Source organism: Arthrobacter sp. NA-172, from assembly GCF_043952055.1.
GTDB lineage: Bacteria > Actinomycetota > Actinomycetes > Actinomycetales > Micrococcaceae > Arthrobacter.
This window is the reverse complement of sequence record NZ_JBINOT010000001.1, coordinates 306,770-325,284: the sequence shown is the minus strand read 5'-3', so window position 1 is coordinate 325,284 and position 18,515 is coordinate 306,770. Positions and strand designations below refer to the sequence as shown.

Below are 18,515 nucleotides of genomic sequence, written 5' to 3'. Positions count from 1 at the left end.
ATTACCGCGTCGTAAAGGGTCCGCAGATGAGCCCCACGACGCAGGAAAAGAACCACGACGAGGCTAAAAACGAAGGGCCGGCGTCCACAGTTTCCTGTGTCCGCCGGCCCTTCATAGGTTTCTGCGTCGCCTAGGCGAGCAGGGAAGGCTTCAGCGTCTGCAAACGGCCGAGGAGGCCGTTGATGAACGCCGGCGATTCGTCGGTGGACATGACCTTGGCCAGCGCCACTGCTTCGCTGACCGCCACACCGTCCGGCACGTCGTCGTTGTAGAGGAGCTCCCAGGCCCCGATACGCAGGATGATGCGGTCAACGGCCGGCATCCGCTCCAGGGTCCAGCCTTGGGCATAGGTCTGCAGGAATTCGTCGATGGTGGGCTGCATGGCCACTACGCCTTCGACAATGTCCACGGTGTACGGGTTGACCACCAAATCGGTCATTTCCCGCCGGGCCTTCAAGACCTCGAAAGCGGAGGCGGAACGCTGCTCCGCCTCGAACAGTACTTCGAGGGCCCTGTTACGGGCCTTGCCACGGGCGCTCATTAGTCGTTGACCCGGCCCAGGTAGCTGCCGTCGCGGGTGTCTACCTTGACCTTGGTGTTGTTCTCAACGAACAGCGGTACCCTGGATCTCGTAGCCGGTCTCGAGGGTGGCGGGCTTGGTTCCGGCAGAAGAGCGGTCGCCCTGCAGGCCCGGCTCGGTGTAGGTGATTTCAAGCACAACGCTCGGCGGCAGCTCGATGTAGAGCGGGTTGCCCTCGTGGATCGCAATGTTGACCATCTGGTTTTCCAGCATGAAGTTGGTGGCGTCGCCCACCGTGGCACCGGAAACGGTGATCTGGTCGAAATCGTGGGTGTCCATGAACACGAAGTCCGCGCCATCACTGGTACAGGTACTGGTAGTCACGGCGGTCAACGGTGGCAGTTTCGATCTTGAGGCCGGCGTTGAAAGTCTTGTCGACCACCTTGCCGGACATGACGTTGCGCATCTTGGTGCGCACGAACGCGCCGCCCTTGCCCGGCTTGACGTGCTGGAACTCAATGATGTTCCAGAGCTGGCCCTCGAGCTTCAGCACGGTTCCGTTCTTGATGTCATTTGTGGTTGCCACTAGTATCCTCTGGTTTCTCTCACTGGTTCTAGCTACGGTTTCTAGCTTCCAGCCGGGTATGCCAATCTGACATGCCTCAACGGCCGCCAGCGCGTATTTATCAAAAATCCAAAGTCCATTCTACCGGCAAAATGAACCGGGGCTGCCGGACCCTTTTTCAGGAGGCGAGTTCGAGGGCGTTGCGGGCCCGTTGCAAAGCGACGGCGGAGGCGTAGATCAGGGAAGCATCGGCAGCCAGGGCGACGCGCAGGTCCAGTGCCTTGGTGAACGACTCTGCGGCGGCCACGGGGTTCCCGGCCACGAAATGGGCGCGACCCAGATACTGGTGGACAATCGGCTCCTTGACGGTTCCGTGGACTTCGCCGAGCAGCCGGCGGAAGAGCTCAATTGCGCGGTCGAAGCGGTTGGTGGCGCGGTGCAGTTCGGCTTCGATGATCCGCAGTTTGAAGGACTCGGGATCGCTGTAGCGGGCTTCTGCGAGCAACTCCGCGGCCTCCCCGGGATGGCCCTCGAGCATGAGTGCCATGATGCGGTCGGCCGGATCCGTGGAATGGGCCAATGCCGACTGCATAGCTTCCTCGTTGACGATGGCGGGCAAGAGCGTGTCCGGATTGGTGCGCACTCCTGGAAAGCCGCCTGTGGGCCAATCGCTGATGCTGCTGAAAGTCTCAGTGGTCATGATGCGATCTCCTGGTAAGCGGCGAAAAGCAACGAAGTGTCCGGAACGTCGAGGATCCCAGGCTTGGCCACGCCGTCGAGCACCACAAAACGCAAGAGGTCACCGCGGGATTTCTTGTCGCGGCGCATACCGTCGAGGAGGCCCTGCCAGCGGTCCCGACGGTACGTGATCGGCAGCCCGAGTCCCTCAAGGATGGTGCGGTGCCTGTCGGCGTCGACGTCGGAAAGCCGGCCTACGCTGCGAGCGAGCTCGGCAGCAAACATCATGCCCACCGAAACGGCCGCCCCGTGGCGCCAAGAGTAGCGTTCCACGAGTTCGATTGCGTGGCCGAGAGTGTGCCCGTAGTTGAGGATTTCGCGCAAGCCGGATTCTTTGAGATCCTCCGAAACCACCTTGGCTTTGACGGCAATGGCGCGTTCGATCAGCTCGCGCAGCACGGCCGAGCCGGGGTCCGTGACTTCTTCCGGCTTGTTTTCCACGAGGTCCAGGATGGCGGGATCGGCGATGAAACCGCACTTGATGACCTCGGCCATGCCGGAGATCAATTCGTTCTTGGGCAGGGTCTGGAGCGTGTCCAGATCTGCCAGGACAGCCGCGGGCGGGTGGAAGGAACCTACGAGGTTTTTTCCTTCTGCGGTGTTGATTCCCGTCTTGCCACCGACCGAGGCATCCACCATGCCGAGGAGGCTCGTGGGCATGTGGATGACCTTGACGCCACGGAGCCAGGTAGCGGCGACGAAACCGGCGAGGTCCGTGACAGCTCCGCCGCCAACCGCCACGATGGCGTCAGAGCGGGTGAAGTCGTTCTGGCCGAGCACCTGCCAACAGAAGGCCGCAACCTGGATGTGCTTGCCTTCCTCCGCGTCGGGAATTTCGGCCGTAAGTGCAGTGAATCCGGCAGATTCAAGCTCCGCACGGACAGCGTCGCCCGTAAGCCGCAGTGCGCGCGGGTGGATCACGAGGACCCGTCTGACACGCTCCCCCAGCTTCGCCGGGAGGGTCTCCAGCAGACCGTGCCCGACGACGACGTCGTAGTTCTCGTTGGCTGACTGGCCAGTGACCTTGATGACAGTTGCTTCGTTGCTCACTTTTGCACTTCCTCTTTCAAGGCCGCGTATTCACGCAGTCTTTCCTCCACATGGAGGGCGATTTCCGCCACGGTTCCAGACCGGACGTCCACGATAATGTCTGCCAGGCGTTCATAAACAGGACGTCGGGCTGCAAACAGGGCCTGCCAGCGGGCCATGGCATCCCCCGCCAAAAGCGGCCGTCCGGTGTTGCGGGCAATCCGCTCAGCGACCGTCTCCGCATCGCATTCGAGGTAGACCACGGTGCAATCAGCCAAGAGCTGTTGCGTGCCGGAGTCTAATACCGCGCCACCACCGAGTGAAACAACGGAACCATTGGCGTTCGCGGCCTCGACGGCGCGTGCCACCGTTCTGGCCTCGATCTCGCGGAAGGCATGCTCTCCACGACCGACGAAAATATCGGCAATAGTGCCGTGATGCTCAACAATGACGGCGTCCGTGTCCACAAAAGGCACGCCAAGTTGATGGGCAAGCTGGTGGCCGATGACGGATTTACCCACCGCCATCGGACCCACCAGCGCGATTGCAGGCCCGTGACCGGCGCCCGAGGTACCGCGGACCACTAGTGGCCGACCGAGTCCAGGGTCGCCGGGATGCTGTCCAGGTAACCCCGAAGGTTCCGGGCGGTTTCCGCGACGGAGTCGCCCCCAAACTTCTCGGCGACAGCTTCGGCCAGCACAAGGGCCACCATGGCCTCGGCCACAACGCCTGCCGCCGGGACCGCGCAGACGTCCGAACGCTGGTGGTGGGCTTTGGCAGGTTCACCGGTGCTGACGTCGATGGTCTTCAGCGCGCGCGGTACGGTGGCGATGGGCTTCATTGCTGCGCGGACGCGCAGGACTTCGCCGATGCTCATGCCGCCCTCAATGCCGCCCGCCCGGTTGGTGGTGCGCACGATTCGGCCGGTTTCATCCTTGACGATTTCATCGTGCGCTGCCGAGCCCCGGCGCGCAGCAGTCAGGAAGCCATCGCCGACTTCGACGCCCTTGATGGCCTGTATGCCCATCAATGCCGCAGCCAATCGGGAGTCAAGGCGACGGTCCCAGTGGACGTAGCTGCCGAGTCCCGGGGGAAGACCATAGGCCAACACCTCGACAACACCTCCGAGGGTTTCGCCTTCCTTATGCGCGGCGTCAACCTCGGCCACCATGGCGTCCGAAGTTTCGCGGTCGAAGCAGCGCAAGGGGTCCGCGTCCAGGGCCAGAACGTCCGACGGTACGGGCAGCGGCCGTCCCTCGGGAACGGTAACGCTCGCGATGGAAACTGTGTGGCTGACGAGTTCGATTCCAAGCTGCTTCAGGAACTGCGAAGCAACCGTACCCAGGGCAACCCGTGTGGCAGTTTCGCGGGCGCTGGCGCGCTCAAGAACAGGGCGCGCTTCGGGGAACCCGTACTTCTGCATGCCGGTGAAATCCGCGTGGCCAGGACGCGGACGGGTCAAAGGAGCGTTGCGGGCCTGGTCGGCAAGGACGGCGGGGTCTACGGGATCGGCAGACATGATCTGCTCCCATTTGGGCCACTCGGTATTGCCGATCTGGATGGCGACGGGGCCGCCTTGCGTGACGCCGTGCCTGACGCCACCGAGGATGCTTACCTCGTCCTGCTCAAACTTCATGCGGGCGCCGCGACCGTAGCCAAGACGGCGGCGGGCCAAGGCGTCACGGATTTCCTCACTGGTGAGTTCCACACCGGCGGGAACGCCTTCAACAATTCCAAGCAGGGCCGGGCCATGGGATTCACCGGCAGTCAACCAACGCAACATATATCCAATCCTGCCATGTAAGGCCCCTAGTAGCCCCGCCGGGAAAGCCCGACTGAGTCACACATCACATCTATGACATCGGCCGTGACATCAGCGCCGGAAAACAAACGGATTTGCTCCACAGCTTGGTAAAGCAGCATTTCGAGTCCGTGAACCACCACGCCGCCGCGCGAAACCCACGCCTCGGCAATGCGGCTGGGCCAAGGATCGTAGGCGACGTCGAGGAGGACACCGGTACTGCCGGCGGGAAGAGATTCCAACTCACCGGCCAGGCCGTCCGCGGCTCTGGGAGGCAGAGTCGAGATCACCAGATCAGCTCCGGCCATCCCCGCAGCCGCCTCGGCCATGGGGCGGAGTTGTATGGCAAGCCCGACGGCGGCAGCAGCGGCTTTCGCCTCAGCCGCCCGCCCGACGTCGCGCACGTAGACGTCGACGCGCCGCGCGCCCAGATCGTGGAGCGCCGCGATGGCCGCGGCAGAGGTTCCGCCGCCGCCAAGAATCGCGGAAACCGGCTGCTCCCGCACCCCCGCGTTCCTAACTGCTTGAACGATGCCGGCCACGTCGGTGTTGTGGCCAACCCGTCGCACACCGCGTTCGGTGGCTTCAAACGCGACCGTGTTGATGACACCAAGGTGCGCGCCTGCCCCACGGACCTCGTCCACTTCCGCAACCATGGCGGCCTTGAGGGGCATGGTGACGGACAAGCCGCACCAGTTGTCCCCGGCGTCGAGGCTTGCCATGAAGGCGGGCAGACGATCAACCGTCACATCGATAACGGAGTAATCGATATCGAGTCCAAGCTTGGCATAGGCGGCGCGGTGCAGTGCTGGTGACTTCGAATGACTGATCGGATGCCCCAGAACGGCAGCACGTCTACTCACACGCACCGTCCGGCGTTTGCTGCACACCATGCGTTGTATTGGTCAACGTACTTAAGGTGTTCCGCCAGCGTGCTGGAGAACTTGGTCTCCTTGGTATCGAGGTTGATGGTCACCCAGTACAGGTAGTTGTTGGCCGTTGGCTTCGCGGCGGCGTCAATCGCGGTCTTGCCAGGCGAGCCGATGGGACCGACCGGCAGACCCACGTTGGCGTACGTGTTGTACGGGTTGCTCTTGTCCGCCTTCTGGGCGTCGGTGAGGTGGAAGGTCTTGGTGCCCAGGCCATAAGTGACCGTGGCATCCGACTGGATCAAGCCGTTCGTCTCCGTGTTGCCCGGCTTGAGCCTGTTGAAAATGGCCCCGGCCACATTGCCATAGTCAGCCTGACCACCCTCAGCCTGCACAATGCTGGCAATCGTGATGGTCTGGTACTGCTTGGCCGGATCCGTGACACCCTGCGCCTTGAGCTCATCCGTGGTGGACGTGACCAGCTTTTGGAGGATGTCCTTGGCCGACGTACCGAGGGGGAAACGGTACTCCCCTGGGGCAAGGAAGCCTTCCAGGTTCTTCGCAGGGGCCGGCACGCCAAACTGGGCGGGCGAGTCACTCAGGGCCTTCAGGTCCGCCAGCGGAATACCGGAACCCTTGGAAATGGCATCGAGGGAGTCCCCAATGCGCAATCCGGCACTCAGCGCGAAATACATGACCTTGGAGGAATCCTTGCCAAGAAGCACATTCACGGCATCCGAGTTGTTCATTTCCGTGCGGAAGGTGAAATCACCCGGTGAAAGCTCGCCTCCGGCCGCCGTGAACGCGGCGAGGAACGAATCGGCATTGGCGATGACGTGCTGGTTCTGAAGATTGGTCGCGACCAACTTGGGGCCGGAACCGGGGGCAACCGTGACCGTGACTGAGCCGGTGCCCGGACCCGGGTAGTCGCTGACCTTGTCCATGCCGAGCAAGGGCTTCAGGAACTGAGCCCCAACGGCCACAGCTACAACAAACACCGCGAGAGTAAGCAGGAGCGCCACAAGCCTACGGCGGCGGCGAACCTTCTTCGACGGACCTTTTCGCACAGGAATCTCTGCCGCCAAGACGGCGTGGGCGGCGTGATCGTCGTGGACCTCGTCACCAAAGTGGAGATCGTGGTGCTCGTAGGCCTCGTCTGGATGCAATACATGGAACTCGTCGCCGTGCTCCGCGTCGTACGGAAGGACTGCGTCATCGTGGACCGCGTCAACGTGAACCGCGTCAACGTGCTCCGCATCAGGGTGGAGCGCATCGAAATGAACGGTCTCAGGGTGGGCCGGCCCGGGATGCTGCACTTCTTCTTCGTGCAGATCGTCCGCGTGAATGCTGTTATCCGGGAGCTCCGCGGCAGGAGCCGGGGCTTCGGGGGCCGCTGCCGAGCCGCGCACTTCAGGCGCCGGCGCTGCTGGAGCGTCGTACGGAACATATGCCGGCTGCGGCTTTGGCGCGGCCACCGGTTCGACGTGAACCGGCACGGGTGGCGGCAGAATTTCTTGGTTCTGCGTCTCCAGGTAACGTTCCCTGGCACGGATTTCACGGCGCGTCAGACCCCGGGTGTGGTCCTCTGACGCGTCGTTGGAGGGGTCGTTGTTGACCGGGCTCACTATTGTCTTCCCCTCGTTGGAGAGTGTGGATCAATGTCGGAGGTTGGCTGTTGCGCACTGGCGCCGCCAAGATCTTGAGTTGGCATTGACGCCTGCACGCGCCTGCCCACATCTGTTCCTCTGGCTTTTTGCATGTCGATCGCGTGCTGAAGTATTCCGGCAGCGGCAACCTGATCCACCACTTTACGATGGTCCTTGCTGCTCATGCCAGCTTCGTGGAGATTGCGGTGAGCCGTCACCGTGCTCAGCCGCTCGTCGACCAGGCTGACGGGCACATCGATTCCGCCGCGCTGCAGGTAGTCCGCCAGCAACACAGCATAGTCGCTCGCCATGACCGCGGACGCGCGTTCCTCGCCCTTCATGGTGCGCGGCAGCCCGACGAAAATCTGGACCGCGCCCAACTCTGCTACGTGCCGGACAATAACCCCGACGTCGGAATTCCTCTTGGCATCCCGGCTCACCGTCTTGAACGGTGTAGCCAGAATCCCGTCCGGATCGCAGATGGCAACTCCCACACGGACGGTCCCGACGTCTACCCCCAGTTTGATGCCCCGGGGGTAGTCGTCGTTGCTCGCAATGGCCTCCAAGATCAGCGCTTGGCGATCGCGTCCACAACGGCCGCAAGGGCCGGTGCGATCTTCGCGCCGTCGGTTCCGCCGCCCTGGGCGACATCGTCCTTGCCGCCGCCGCCGCCGCCGAGGATTCCCGCGGCCACCCGGACCAGGGCGCCGGCCTTGACGCCTGCTTCACGGGCGGCCTCGTTGGTAGCCACAATGATGACGGGGCGGTCGTTGCTGACTCCGGCCACGGCAACCGTGGAAGCATCGGAGCCAAGACGGTTGCGCAAGTCCATAGCGAGGCTGCGGAGATCGTCCGCTCCCCCGGCCTGGCCGGCGTCGTGCGCCACCACGCGGACGCCTGCGGCGTCCTGAGCCGTGGCAACGAGATTCGCTGCGGCTGCGGTCAGCTGGTCCTTGCGAAGGCGGTCAAGCTCCTTCTCAGTGGCCTTGAGCTTCGCCAAAGTGCTGGAGATCCGGTCTGCCAGTTGGCCCGACGGGACCTTCAACATCTCCGTGAGCTCCGTAACCAAGGCACGCTCAGCGGCGAGATGCCGGAAGGCGTCAAGGCCCACGAAGGCCTCCACGCGGCGGTTTCCCGAGCCGACAGACTGCTCGCCGAGCAACGACAGGCTCCCGATGAGGGACGTGTTGGCCACATGGGTGCCACCACAAAGTTCGCGGGACCACGCGCCGTCGATCTCCACAACGCGGACTTCGCTGCCGTAGTTTTCGCCGAAGAGGGCCATCGCGCCGAGGGCTTTCGCTTCCGCGAGCCCCATGACCTTGGTGTCCACCTGGAAGTTGTTGCGGATAGCGATGTTGGAGACCTCTTCGATCTCCGATCTCGTGGCGGTGCTCAGTCCTTCGCCCCACGCGAAGTCAAAGCGCAAGTAACCGGCCTTGTTGAAAGACCCACGCTGCGTGGCTTCCGGGCCGAGGATCTGGTGCAAGGCAGCGTGCACGATGTGCGTGCCCGTGTGTGCCTGTTCTGCGGCATGGCGGCGTTCGCGGTCGACGGCGGCGCGCACCAAGGCGTCCGAGGCAATCTCGCCTTCGCGGACGATCGCCTTGTGGACGCTCAGGCCCTTCACGGGGCGCTGGACGTCGAGGACCTCGACGACGAAGCCGTCACCAGTGATGAGGCCCTTGTCCGCCGACTGGCCACCGGCTTCTGCGTAGAACGGCGTTTCATTGAGCACAAGCTCTATCTCGTCACCCGTGGAAGCGTGGGCAACCCGCCGGCCGGAGCTGACGATGCCGCGCACGCGGGCCTCGCCTTCCAGCTCGGTGTAGCCGGTGAAGACGGTTTCGCCCTCGGCCAGGAGCTCCTGGAACGCCGAGACATCGGCGTGTCCACCCTTCTTGGCCTTGGCATCCGCCTGGGCACGCTGGCGCTGTTCAAGCATGAGGCTACGGAACTCTGCCTCGTCAACCTTCAGACCGGCTTCCTCGGCCATTTCGAGGGTGAGATCGATCGGGAACCCGTAGGTGTCGTGCAGGGCGAAGGCATCCTCGCCGGAGAGCGGCTTGCCGGCAGCCTTGGAGAGCACCACGGCTTCCTCGAGGCGCGCGGTACCGGAAGCGATGGTGCGCAGGAAGGCCTTTTCTTCGGCGTAGGCGATCCGGCTGATGCGGTCGAAGTCCGTCTCCACCACAGGGTAGACGCCCTTCATGGCGTCGCGGGAGGCAGGAAGAAGCTGCGGGAGGCAGGCTTCCTCGACGCCGAGAAGGCGCATGGCGCGAACGGCACGGCGGATGAGCCGGCGCAGGACGTAGCCGCGGCCCTCGTTGGACGGGGACACGCCGTCGGAGATCAGCATGAGGGCTGAACGAATGTGGTCGGCGACCACGCGCATGCGGACATCGTCCGTGTGGTGAGGGTCCTCGGCGGACTCGGCGGACGTGTACTCCTTGCCGGACAGTGCTGCGGCCCGGTCGATGACGGGGCGGACCTGATCCGTCTCGTACATGTTCTCGACGCCCTGCAGGATCATCGCAAGGCGTTCCATGCCGAGGCCGGTGTCAATGTTTTTCTTCGGCAGCTCGCCGACGATGTCGAAGTCGACCTTCGATCGCACGTTTTCGATCTGGTACTGCATGAATACCAGGTTCCAGATTTCGACGTAGCGGTTTTCGTCCGCGATGGGACCACCCTCGGCACCGTAGGCAGGTCCACGGTCGTAATAGATTTCCGAGCAAGGGCCGGCCGGACCAGGCTGACCGGTGGACCAGTAGTTGTCCGACTTGCCCATCCGCTGGATGCGCTCTGCCGGGATGCCGGTGTTCTTCAGCCACAGCTCCTGGGCTTCGTCGTCTTCTTCGTAGACGGTCACCCAGAGACGCTCAATGTCCAGTCCGTAGCCGCCGTCGTCCACGCTCTTCGAGAGCAGTTCGAAGGCGAACTTGATGGCGTCTTCCTTGAAATAATCGCCAAACGAGAAGTTGCCGCACATCTGGAAGAACGTGCCGTGCCGGGCAGTCTTGCCCACTTCCTCGATGTCGCCGGTGCGGATGCACTTCTGGACGCTCGTGGCACGGTCGAACGGCGGTTCCTCACGGGCAGTCAGGTAAGGGATGAAGGGAACCATGCCCGCCACAGTGAAGAGCAGGGAAGGGTCGCTGGACACGAGCGACGCCGAAGGCACGGCGGTATGGCCCTTGCTGACAAAAAAGTCCACCCAGCGTTTGGTGATCTCCTGCGACTTCATTAGCTGATTACTTACCCTTCTCAGTTCACTGCACATGAGTTTGTGCGCGGTTCTGGCAGTTGCCATCGCCGCAGCTTCTAATTCTGCCCTGCTGACGCCCGCTTGGGCGAACCGCGCTAGCTAACGGTTGCCGGCGTCGGGCTCGTTGATGCCGAGCGCCGCCCGGAGATCCACTTCGCGTTCATTCATTCCGGCGCGTACTGCGTCTGCGAAGTCGTACACTCCATCCGCCAAGCGTCCTACGGCACGGTTCAGGCCATCGGGGCCGATATTGGCCTTCGCTTCGGTGAGCTTGCGGAGGGCGATGATTCCGATTGCGACGCCGATCCCCATCCAGACAATTCTTTTCACAGTATTCCTGACTGCAGTGTTCCTGACTTACGAACGGATTCAGCGGCTGCGGCGGCCACTGCCCGGTTTGCGGCGGGCGGCAAAAGCCGAGCGCACGCCATAGCTGAACGCTGCCACCTTGATAAGCGGCGAACCGACCGTTGCAGCCACCAGCGAGGACAACGCTGAGATGTTGGCGGAGGCGTCGGAAACATTGGAGGTGATGCCATCCACCTTCCTCAGCTGCTGGTTTGTTGTGGACACGGTCGCCGTGACCTCGTCCATCAGAGGCGTCGCTCCGTCGCTCAAGGAGCGGATGGAGGTGCGGACTTCATCGAAGACCCGCCCGAGTTTGAGGATCGGCACGGCCAGGAGCAGCACCAGGAGCGCAAAGACTCCGGCCGCGATCAGGCCTGCAATATCGCCACCAGTCATGGACACTCATCTCCTAGCATTGTTGCGTTGCGGCGGACGCCGCGCGCGGTTCCGCACAAACGGCGCCCGGCATGGCTTCCCCAAGTACCTTACATACAAAGAAGCCCGCGGCGCGTGCCACGGGCTTCTTTGTATGCGCGCTGGAATTTAGCGAGCGTAGAATTCGACGACGAGCTGCTCTTCGCAGGTCACGGGGATCTCAGTGCGCTTCGGGCGGCGAACCAGGCGAGCCTGCAGGGCGTCAATCTTGACGTCCAGGTAGGCCGGAACGACCGTCAGGACGTGTGCGCCGGCTGCTGCAACCTGGAACGGAGCCATGACTTCGCTGCGGCTGTGAACGTGGATGAGCTGACCTTCTGCGACGCGGAACGACGGGCGGTCCACGCGGATGCCGTCAACCAGAATGTGCCGGTGCACAACCAGCTGGCGGGCCTGGGCGATGGTGCGGGCAAAGCCAGCACGCAGCACGAGGGCGTCGAGACGCATTTCGAGCAGTTCGATCAGGTTTTCACCGGTCAGGCCCTTGGTGCGGCGTGCTTCTTCGAATGCACGGGTCATCTGGGCTTCGCGGATGCCGTACTGGGCGCGCAGACGCTGCTTTTCGCGCAAACGTACGGCGTAGTCGGAGTCCTGCTTCTTGCGGGCACGGCCATGCTCACCGGGGCCGTACGGACGGCGCTCCATGTACTTGGCGGCCTTGGGAGTCAGAGCGATGCCGAGTGCACGCGAAAGGCGTGCGGTACGGCGAGCACGAGTGTTGTTAGCCACTTGTGTCCTTCCAATATCTGCGGTGTGTCAGTGTTACTGGCCTCCATGAGGGAGAGCATCGGCCAACCGCTGCCTTTTGCTACTGGGCGCAGGGCACAGCTTCAAAACGTGAATTCTGAAGGATTGTGCGTCCGTGCCTTGCCAGACAAACGTCAATCCTACCATGACGCCTACTTGCCTCTGATGATCCTGCGTAGCCGCTCAAGCCTGGGAGCAATCTCCCGTTCGGCACCGTTTGCGGTTGGTTCGTAATAGTCCTTGCCCACCAGGTCATCCGGAGCATATTGCTGGGCGGCAACACCATGCGGGGCATCGTGGGCGTACTTGTAGCCTTGGCCGTGACCAAGCCCTTTCGCTCCTTGGTAATGCGCGTCCCTCAGGTGGGCTGGGATCCCGTTACCGAGGCCCGCGCGGACATCGGCAACCGCTTTGTTGAGGCCCATGTACGCTGCATTGGACTTCGGCGCCGTTGCCAGGTGCACTACGGCTTCGGCCAGGACAATCCGGCCCTCCGGCATGCCGATTAGCTGCACTGCCTGGGCGGCGGCGACGGCGGTCTGCAGCGCCGTGGGATCTGCCATCCCGATGTCTTCTGCAGCGGAAATCACGATCCGGCGCGCCACGAAGCGAGGGTCCTCGCCGGCTTCGAGCATGCGCGCCAGGTAGTGGAGGGCCGCATCGACATCCGAGCCGCGGATCGACTTGATGAAAGCACTGGCGACGTCGTAGTGCTGGTCGCCCGCCCGGTCATAGCGGACAGCAGCGACGTCCAACGCACGCTCCGTGTGGCGGAGCTCGACGACGACCGGAGCCTCGGGGGCGCCGTCACCGGCGAGACCGGGCTCTTCGGAAGCGTCGCCGCCGTCGTTGTTCCGGTCTCCGTAGGCGACGCCGGCAGCAGCCTCAAGGGCGGTGAGCGCGCGGCGGGCATCTCCCCCGGACAAACGGACCAAATGCTCGAGGGCTTCCGGAGTGAGCTCCACACCCCCTGCCAAGCCGCGCGCATCGGCAACGGCCCGCTGCAGGAGCCCCTCGATATCGGCGTCGGTCAGCGGCTTCAGGGTGAGCAACAATGACCGTGACAGCAGCGGCGACACCACGGAGAACGAAGGGTTCTCCGTGGTGGCGGCGACCAGGACCACCCAGCCCTTCTCGACGCCGGGAAGCAGGGCATCCTGCTGGGCTTTGTTGAAGCGGTGGATCTCATCCAGGAAAAGAACCGTTGTGGTCCGGTAGAGATCCCGGGCGGTCAAAGCGTTTTCCATGACCAGGCGGACATCCTTGACGCCCGCAGTAATGGCGGACAACTCAACGAACTTTCGGCCTGTTCCCCGGGCGATGACGTGCGCGAGAGTCGTCTTGCCAGTGCCTGGGGGTCCCCACAAGATGACCGAACTCGGACCGGCAGGTCCCGCGGCGTCGGCCCCGGCGGCTAGCTGCCGCAAAGGCGATCCCTGCCCCAGCAAATGCTGTTGACCTACCACGTCGTCGAGTGTCCGGGGCCGCATACGCACTGCCAGTGGACCCCGCGGCGACGCCGGACGCCCGGGGACGGAACGGGACAAATCGGCCGTCTGGCCGTCGCCGTCGTCGTCGCTGTCCGTGCCGGCACCAAAGAGATCTTCCACATGGATAGGCTACTCATGATTCCAACGAAGGAGACATTGACGTGGAGACCCGGCAATCCTGCCCTGGTGAAAAGCGACACCCCCCGGCAGGCAGGAGCGCCTTCATGCCCGGCCCGCGGTTGCTTGGCTGGGTTGGGCGCTTCGCCGCGAGCCACGGCAACCTTTTCGAGGAGCCCGACGACGGCGGCACTCTTTTGCGGGCGGCTGACGGCGCCACCGCGCTGCTGAAGGCGCCCTGGCCCGTGGATGGCAGGCCCGGCAGAGGGACGACGTCGGTTGAACGACTAGCCTCTCTCGCGGCACAGGAGAGGCAGCTCGGGGTCATCCTGGTACGCCGGGGCGGCTACGCCGTAGGGATCGTCAGAGGGGGCAAAGTATTTGCTTCCAAATCGGGGTCGCGTTACGTACAGTCGCGATCGGCGGCCGGTGGATCTTCGCAGCAACGGTTTGCCCGGCGCCGCGAGAACCAGGCGAATGCACTGACGGAGGCAGTGGCCGGTTACGCCGCGACGGTCTTTACCGGGCACGGAATTGAATACGTTGTCCTGGGCGGGGACGCCGCACTGTCTGCGGCGGTCCTGGAAGAAGCAGCGTTGAAGGAGTACGCATCGCGGACGCGGCTGCCGTTCCTGACAGTCCCCGACCCCAACGCAACCGTCCTCCGCAGTGCAGCGGCTGACGCGTGCTCCGTCTGGATACAGGTCACCGATCCGCTGTAGTCCACTAACAGCCTGACAACGCCCGCCGGGGCCGCGCCTGCCGGTAAAGGTACCCACCCTCCACTGCGAAGCCGGCCCTTTCGTAAAGCGCCTGCGCACCGGTATTCGAGGCCAACACCAGCAGCCAGAACTGCACTACCTCGCGGTGTGTGCCGGCACACAACAGTGCGTCGAGCACCCGCTGCCCGTGGCCATTCCGGCGGGATTCGGCTGCGGTAGCCATGCAGTAGATACCACCCCGGACTTGCTCCCCTGAAGGTAGGGCGAGGCGTCCGACGGCGGCCGGGGCGCCGTCGTCGTTCCTCGCGAGGGCGTAGAGCGCGGGACAGCCTGCCAGGATGTTCCTCGCGATGGCCAGCTCGGCATCGCCGCCACGCCCGTCCACGGACCACCACAACCGGAGCCACTCAGCGGACGGTTCGTCGGAAATTTCGACGCCGCTGGCATCGGCGTCGAATTGCGTGCCGGGAAGAACGCCACCCGCGCGGACCATGATCAGGGTTTCGGACTGCCGGGTGAATCGCTGCTCATCGAGCACAGCATTGAGGCTAGCGCTGCGTTCGTCGTCGAAAACCTGGAAGATCAGCGGCAGGCGCCGTGAGCGGTACCAGAGACCGGCTGCGCGAACTGCCGACTCATGGTCCCCGGCCTGTTCGCGGGGCCAGACCGAGTTCGCGCGCTGGGTGACGCCTCCGGCGGCCCGCATGACCCATCCCCCGGTGTCTTCGCGGTCCGGGGCCGGCCAATCACGGTCCATTAGCTCCTCCATCAAGGCGAGGTCCACTTCCTGAGCCATATGTCCTCCTTACTTTCAATCGCCGTCCGGATACGCCGAAGGCCCCCGTCAACGCAGGGGCCTTCGGCTGCATTGACAGCTGTTTACTCGGCTTTGACCTCAGGCTTGGACTGCGGCTTGAAATCGACTCCGGCTTCCTTGCGCTGCTGGGCCGTGATGGGCGCAGGGGCAGCGGTCAGGGGGTCGTAGCCGCCGCCGGACTTCGGGAAGGCGATGACGTCGCGGATGGAATCGACGCCGGCCAAGAGGGCAACCACGCGGTCCCAGCCGAAGGCCATTCCGCCATGCGGAGGGGCACCGTACTTGAATCCCTCGAGGAGGAAGCCGAACTTGGTCTGCGCGTCTTCTTTGTCAAGGCCCATGAGCTCGAAGACGCGCTCCTGGACATCGCTCTCGTGGATACGGATGGATCCACCGCCGATTTCGTTGCCGTTGCAGACAATGTCGTAGGCGTAGGACAGTGCCGCTTCGGGGTCCTTGTCGAACGAGTCCATGAACTCGGGCTTCGGCGACGTGAAGGCGTGGTGCAGGGCCGTCCACTGCCCGCCGCCCACTGCGACGTCACCGGAGGCAACGGCTGCGGCTGCGGGTTCGAACATGGGCGCGTCTACGATCCAGACGAAGGCCCAGTCCTTGGGGTCGATCAGGCCGGTGCGGTGGCCGATCTCGACGCGGGCAGCACCCAACAGGGCGCGGGACGGGGACTTCTCGCCGGCGGCAAAGAAGATGCAGTCGCCGGGCTTTGCGCCGACGGCGTCGGCCAGGCCGGCCCGCTCGGTGTCTGTGAGGTTCTTGGCAACGGGGCCGGTCAGCTCGCCGTCTTCCTTGAACAGCACGTAGGCGAGACCCTTGGCGCCGCGCTGCTTGGCCCATTCCTGCCAGGCGTCCAGCGCGCGGCGGGCCTGCGAGGCTCCGCCGGGCATGACGACGGCACCAACATAGGGCGCCTTGAACACACCGAAGTTCGTGTCCTTGAAGAACTCCGTCAATTCGGTGAGCTCAAGGCCGAAGCGCAGGTCCGGCTTGTCGGAGCCATACTTGGCCATTGCCTCGTGGTAAGTCATGCGTCGGATCGGCGTCGGGATCTCGACGTCGATCAGCTGCCACAGTGCCTTGACGATGCCCTCGCCGAGCTCAATGACATCGTCCTGGTCGACGAAGCTGGCTTCGATGTCCAGCTGGGTGAATTCAGGCTGGCGGTCCGCACGGAAGTCTTCGTCACGGTAACAACGGGCAATCTGGTAGTACTTTTCGAAACCGCCCACCTGGAGCAGTTGCTTGAAAAGCTGCGGCGACTGCGGAAGCGCATACCAGGAACCGGGGGCCAAACGGGCCGGAACCACGAAGTCACGGGCGCCTTCCGGCGTCGAGCGGGTCAGTGTGGGAGTCTCGATCTCGACGTAACCCTGTTCGTGAAGCAAGTCACGGGCAACCCGGTTCGCCTCGGAACGCAGGCGCAGGTTCCGGGCGGGGCCCGGACGGCGCAAGTCGAGGTAACGGTGCTTGAGGCGCGCCTCCTCGCCGACCTCCACGTGCTCGTCGATCTGGAACGGCAGCGGGTCCGAGGTGTTGAGGATCACCACTTTCTCAGCGATGACCTCGATCTCACCGGTGGCGAGGGCGGGATTCTCGTTGCCTTCGGGACGCTTGCTGACGGTGCCGACAATCTGCAGCACGTACTCGTTGCGCAGGCCGTGGAAGACCTCTTCCTCGCGGACAACCACTTGGGCGACACCGGACGCGTCACGCAGATCGACGAAGGCCACGCCACCGTGATCGCGGCGGCGGCCTACCCAGCCTGCCAAGGTGACGGTCTGTCCAATGTGCTCGGAACGCAAGGATCCGAGGTCATGTGTGCGCAGCACAGCATTCCTTTCAACATGATTTTCAGCGGATCATTGCAGAACGATCCCGTTCGAGTTTACCCGTATGGGTGAGGGCCGCCGCCACCAGGCTTAGCCCTCCTGTGGTTGCCGGCCTTCGCGGAGCGAATTGCCGGCAGCGGGCGCCTAGCGCGTGGTGATCCGCACATGAAGATCGTCGGCGGACGGTTCCCAATTGGCGGGATCCGCGTCCACCTGCTCTCCAGTACGGATGTCCTTTACTTGGTGCTTGCCGTCGTCGTCCGTGAACCAGACAAAAGGAATGCCGCGACGATCGGCGAACTTGATCTGCTTGCCGAACTTCTCGGCTTTGGCCGCGACCTCGGTGGCAATACCCCGCGCCCGCAGCTGGGCTGCGATGTCCTGGGCGGAAGACCAGCTGCCGTCGTTGTTCAGGGCCACAAGCACCGCGGTGGGGACCGAGCGTGTCGCGGTCGCGAATTCCTGGCTCAGGATCCGGGAGACGAGGCGCGTCACGCCAATCGACAGGCCCACGCCGGGGAACTTGCGGTTGCCCTTTCTGGCGAGGGCGTCGTAGCGGCCGCCGGAACAGATGGAACCGAGCTGCTCGTGTCCCACCAAGACGGTTTCGACGACGGTACCGGTGTAGTAGTCCAAGCCGCGGGCGATGCTGAGATCGGCCACCACCTTGCCGGGCGCGCGCTGCACGGCAGCCTCTATGACTTGTTCGAGTTCACTGAGGCCTTCTTCGAGTAGCTCGTCCGTCACGCCGAGGGCGCGGACCTGCGCCACAAAGGAAGTGTCTTCGGTGCGAATGCTGGCGAGCTGCAAGGCCAGCGATGCCTGCTCATCCGTGGCACCTAGCTCGCTCTTGAGCAATTCGGCCACCTTCGCGGCACCGATCTTCTCGAGCTTGTCGATGCTACGAAGTACTCCGGCGGTGTCCTCGAGGCCGATACCTCGGTAGAAGCCCTCAGCCAGCTTGCGGTTGTTGATGCGCAGGCGGAAATCCGGAATCGGGAGTGCGCTCAGCGCTTCGGCGATGACCAGCGCGATCTCGACGTCGTAGCGGAACGGCAGCTCGCCGTCGCCCACCACGTCGATGTCGGCCTGCGTGAACTCCCTTGCGCGACCTTCCTGGGTCGCTCCCCCCGCCACACCTTTTGGATCTGGTAGCGGCGGAACGGAAAGGCAAGGTAGCCGGCGTTTTCCACGACATACCGGGCAAACGGCACGGTGAGGTCGAAGTGGAGTGCCAATGCGTTGGGATCGCTTTTGTCCGACCGTCCGTTATCGCCACCAGGTGCGTCCTCGTCTTCTTGGAGGCGGCTGAGGCCGTACACCTCTTTATCTATCTCGCCCTTCCGCAGGAGCTGGCCAACCGTCTCAACAGCCCGCGTCTCGATGGAGGAGAAACCGTGAAGCTCGAAGGTTTTACGCAAGGTGTCCAGTACATGCAGTTCCACCAACCGCTCCTGGGGAAGCCACTCGGGGAATCCGGACAGGGAGGCGGTACGAGCCATGATGGAAATTTCTCCTCAAGATTGCGGACGGACCTGCCGCCACGAACCAGGGCCAAT

At 63.7% G+C, this 18,515-nt stretch carries 16 protein-coding genes and 2 pseudogenes; 1 reads left to right on the top strand and 17 read right to left on the bottom strand.

Annotated features, from left to right (window positions below; translation table 11 throughout):
* Window positions 1-130: 130 nt before the first annotated feature.
* The 14 genes and pseudogenes from nusB to ACF0H6_RS01620 form a co-directional block, all read right to left on the bottom strand.
* Window positions 131-541 carry a transcription antitermination factor NusB gene (gene nusB, locus ACF0H6_RS01685; RefSeq protein ID WP_059389192.1) on the bottom strand — a complete coding sequence of 137 codons (411 nt, stop codon included), beginning with the start codon at window positions 539-541 and terminating at the stop codon, window positions 131-133.
* Window positions 541-1,106 (bottom strand): annotated as a pseudogene (gene efp, locus ACF0H6_RS01680) (elongation factor P). The gene nusB and the pseudogene efp overlap by 1 nt, the downstream one beginning before the upstream one ends.
* Window positions 1,107-1,263: 157 nt before the next feature.
* Window positions 1,264-1,785 (bottom strand): tetratricopeptide repeat protein, encoded by a 522-nt coding sequence (locus ACF0H6_RS01675; protein ID WP_395248210.1) that lies wholly within the window; start codon window positions 1,783-1,785, stop codon window positions 1,264-1,266.
* Window positions 1,782-2,873 (bottom strand): 3-dehydroquinate synthase, encoded by a 1,092-nt coding sequence (aroB, locus tag ACF0H6_RS01670; RefSeq protein WP_395248209.1) that lies wholly within the window; start codon window positions 2,871-2,873, stop codon window positions 1,782-1,784. Before aroB ends, ACF0H6_RS01675 begins: the two co-directional genes overlap by 4 nt.
* Window positions 2,870-3,436 (bottom strand): shikimate kinase, encoded by a 567-nt coding sequence (locus tag ACF0H6_RS01665; protein WP_395248208.1) that lies wholly within the window; start codon window positions 3,434-3,436, stop codon window positions 2,870-2,872. The genes aroB and ACF0H6_RS01665 overlap by 4 nt, the downstream gene beginning before the upstream one ends.
* Complete coding sequence (gene aroC, locus ACF0H6_RS01660) at window positions 3,436-4,635, bottom strand: chorismate synthase (RefSeq protein ID WP_395248207.1); 1,200 nt, start codon at window positions 4,633-4,635, stop codon at window positions 3,436-3,438. Before aroC ends, ACF0H6_RS01665 begins: the two co-directional genes overlap by 1 nt.
* 26 nt (window positions 4,636-4,661) lie before the next feature.
* Window positions 4,662-5,516 carry a shikimate dehydrogenase gene (locus ACF0H6_RS01655; RefSeq protein ID WP_395248206.1) on the bottom strand — a complete coding sequence of 285 codons (855 nt, stop codon included), beginning with the start codon at window positions 5,514-5,516 and terminating at the stop codon, window positions 4,662-4,664.
* Window positions 5,513-7,147, bottom strand: a complete 1,635-nt coding sequence (mltG, locus tag ACF0H6_RS01650; RefSeq protein ID WP_395248205.1) for an endolytic transglycosylase MltG — start codon at window positions 7,145-7,147, stop codon at window positions 5,513-5,515. The genes ACF0H6_RS01655 and mltG overlap by 4 nt, the downstream gene beginning before the upstream one ends.
* Window positions 7,147-7,734, bottom strand: a complete 588-nt coding sequence (ruvX, locus tag ACF0H6_RS01645; RefSeq protein ID WP_395248204.1) for a Holliday junction resolvase RuvX — start codon at window positions 7,732-7,734, stop codon at window positions 7,147-7,149. Before ruvX ends, mltG begins: the two co-directional genes overlap by 1 nt.
* A gap of 2 nt (window positions 7,735-7,736) precedes the next feature.
* Window positions 7,737-10,415, bottom strand: coding sequence for an alanine--tRNA ligase (gene alaS / locus ACF0H6_RS01640; RefSeq protein ID WP_395248203.1), 2,679 nt, complete (start codon window positions 10,413-10,415; stop codon window positions 7,737-7,739).
* A gap of 120 nt (window positions 10,416-10,535) precedes the next feature.
* Window positions 10,536-10,766 carry a DUF6167 family protein gene (locus ACF0H6_RS01635; protein WP_395248202.1) on the bottom strand — a complete coding sequence of 77 codons (231 nt, stop codon included), beginning with the start codon at window positions 10,764-10,766 and terminating at the stop codon, window positions 10,536-10,538.
* 39 nt (window positions 10,767-10,805) lie between these two features.
* A complete protein-coding gene (locus ACF0H6_RS01630) occupies window positions 10,806-11,180 on the bottom strand; it encodes a DUF948 domain-containing protein (RefSeq protein WP_395248201.1) in 375 nt (124 codons plus the stop codon).
* A 147-nt stretch (window positions 11,181-11,327) separates the two neighbouring features.
* Window positions 11,328-11,948, bottom strand: coding sequence for a 30S ribosomal protein S4 (gene rpsD / locus ACF0H6_RS01625; protein WP_395248200.1), 621 nt, complete (start codon window positions 11,946-11,948; stop codon window positions 11,328-11,330).
* A gap of 170 nt (window positions 11,949-12,118) precedes the next feature.
* Complete coding sequence (locus tag ACF0H6_RS01620; RefSeq protein ID WP_395248199.1) at window positions 12,119-13,576, bottom strand: replication-associated recombination protein A; 1,458 nt, start codon at window positions 13,574-13,576, stop codon at window positions 12,119-12,121.
* A 104-nt stretch (window positions 13,577-13,680) separates the two neighbouring features.
* Between ACF0H6_RS01620 and ACF0H6_RS01615 the strand changes: the two genes are divergently transcribed.
* Window positions 13,681-14,295, top strand: a complete 615-nt coding sequence (locus ACF0H6_RS01615; RefSeq protein WP_395248198.1) for an acVLRF1 family peptidyl-tRNA hydrolase — start codon at window positions 13,681-13,683, stop codon at window positions 14,293-14,295.
* Between the two features lie 4 nt (window positions 14,296-14,299).
* On the opposite strand, the gene ACF0H6_RS01610 is transcribed toward ACF0H6_RS01615, so the two are convergent.
* The 3 genes and pseudogenes from ACF0H6_RS01610 to hisS form a co-directional block, all read right to left on the bottom strand.
* A complete protein-coding gene (locus ACF0H6_RS01610; RefSeq protein WP_395248197.1) occupies window positions 14,300-15,091 on the bottom strand; it encodes a GNAT family N-acetyltransferase in 792 nt (263 codons plus the stop codon).
* 83 nt (window positions 15,092-15,174) lie between these two features.
* Window positions 15,175-16,956, bottom strand: coding sequence for an aspartate--tRNA ligase (aspS, locus tag ACF0H6_RS01605; RefSeq protein WP_395248196.1), 1,782 nt, complete (start codon window positions 16,954-16,956; stop codon window positions 15,175-15,177).
* A gap of 144 nt (window positions 16,957-17,100) precedes the next feature.
* Window positions 17,101-18,458, bottom strand: a pseudogene (gene hisS / locus ACF0H6_RS01600) (histidine--tRNA ligase).
* Between the last annotated feature and the right edge of the window lie 57 nt (window positions 18,459-18,515).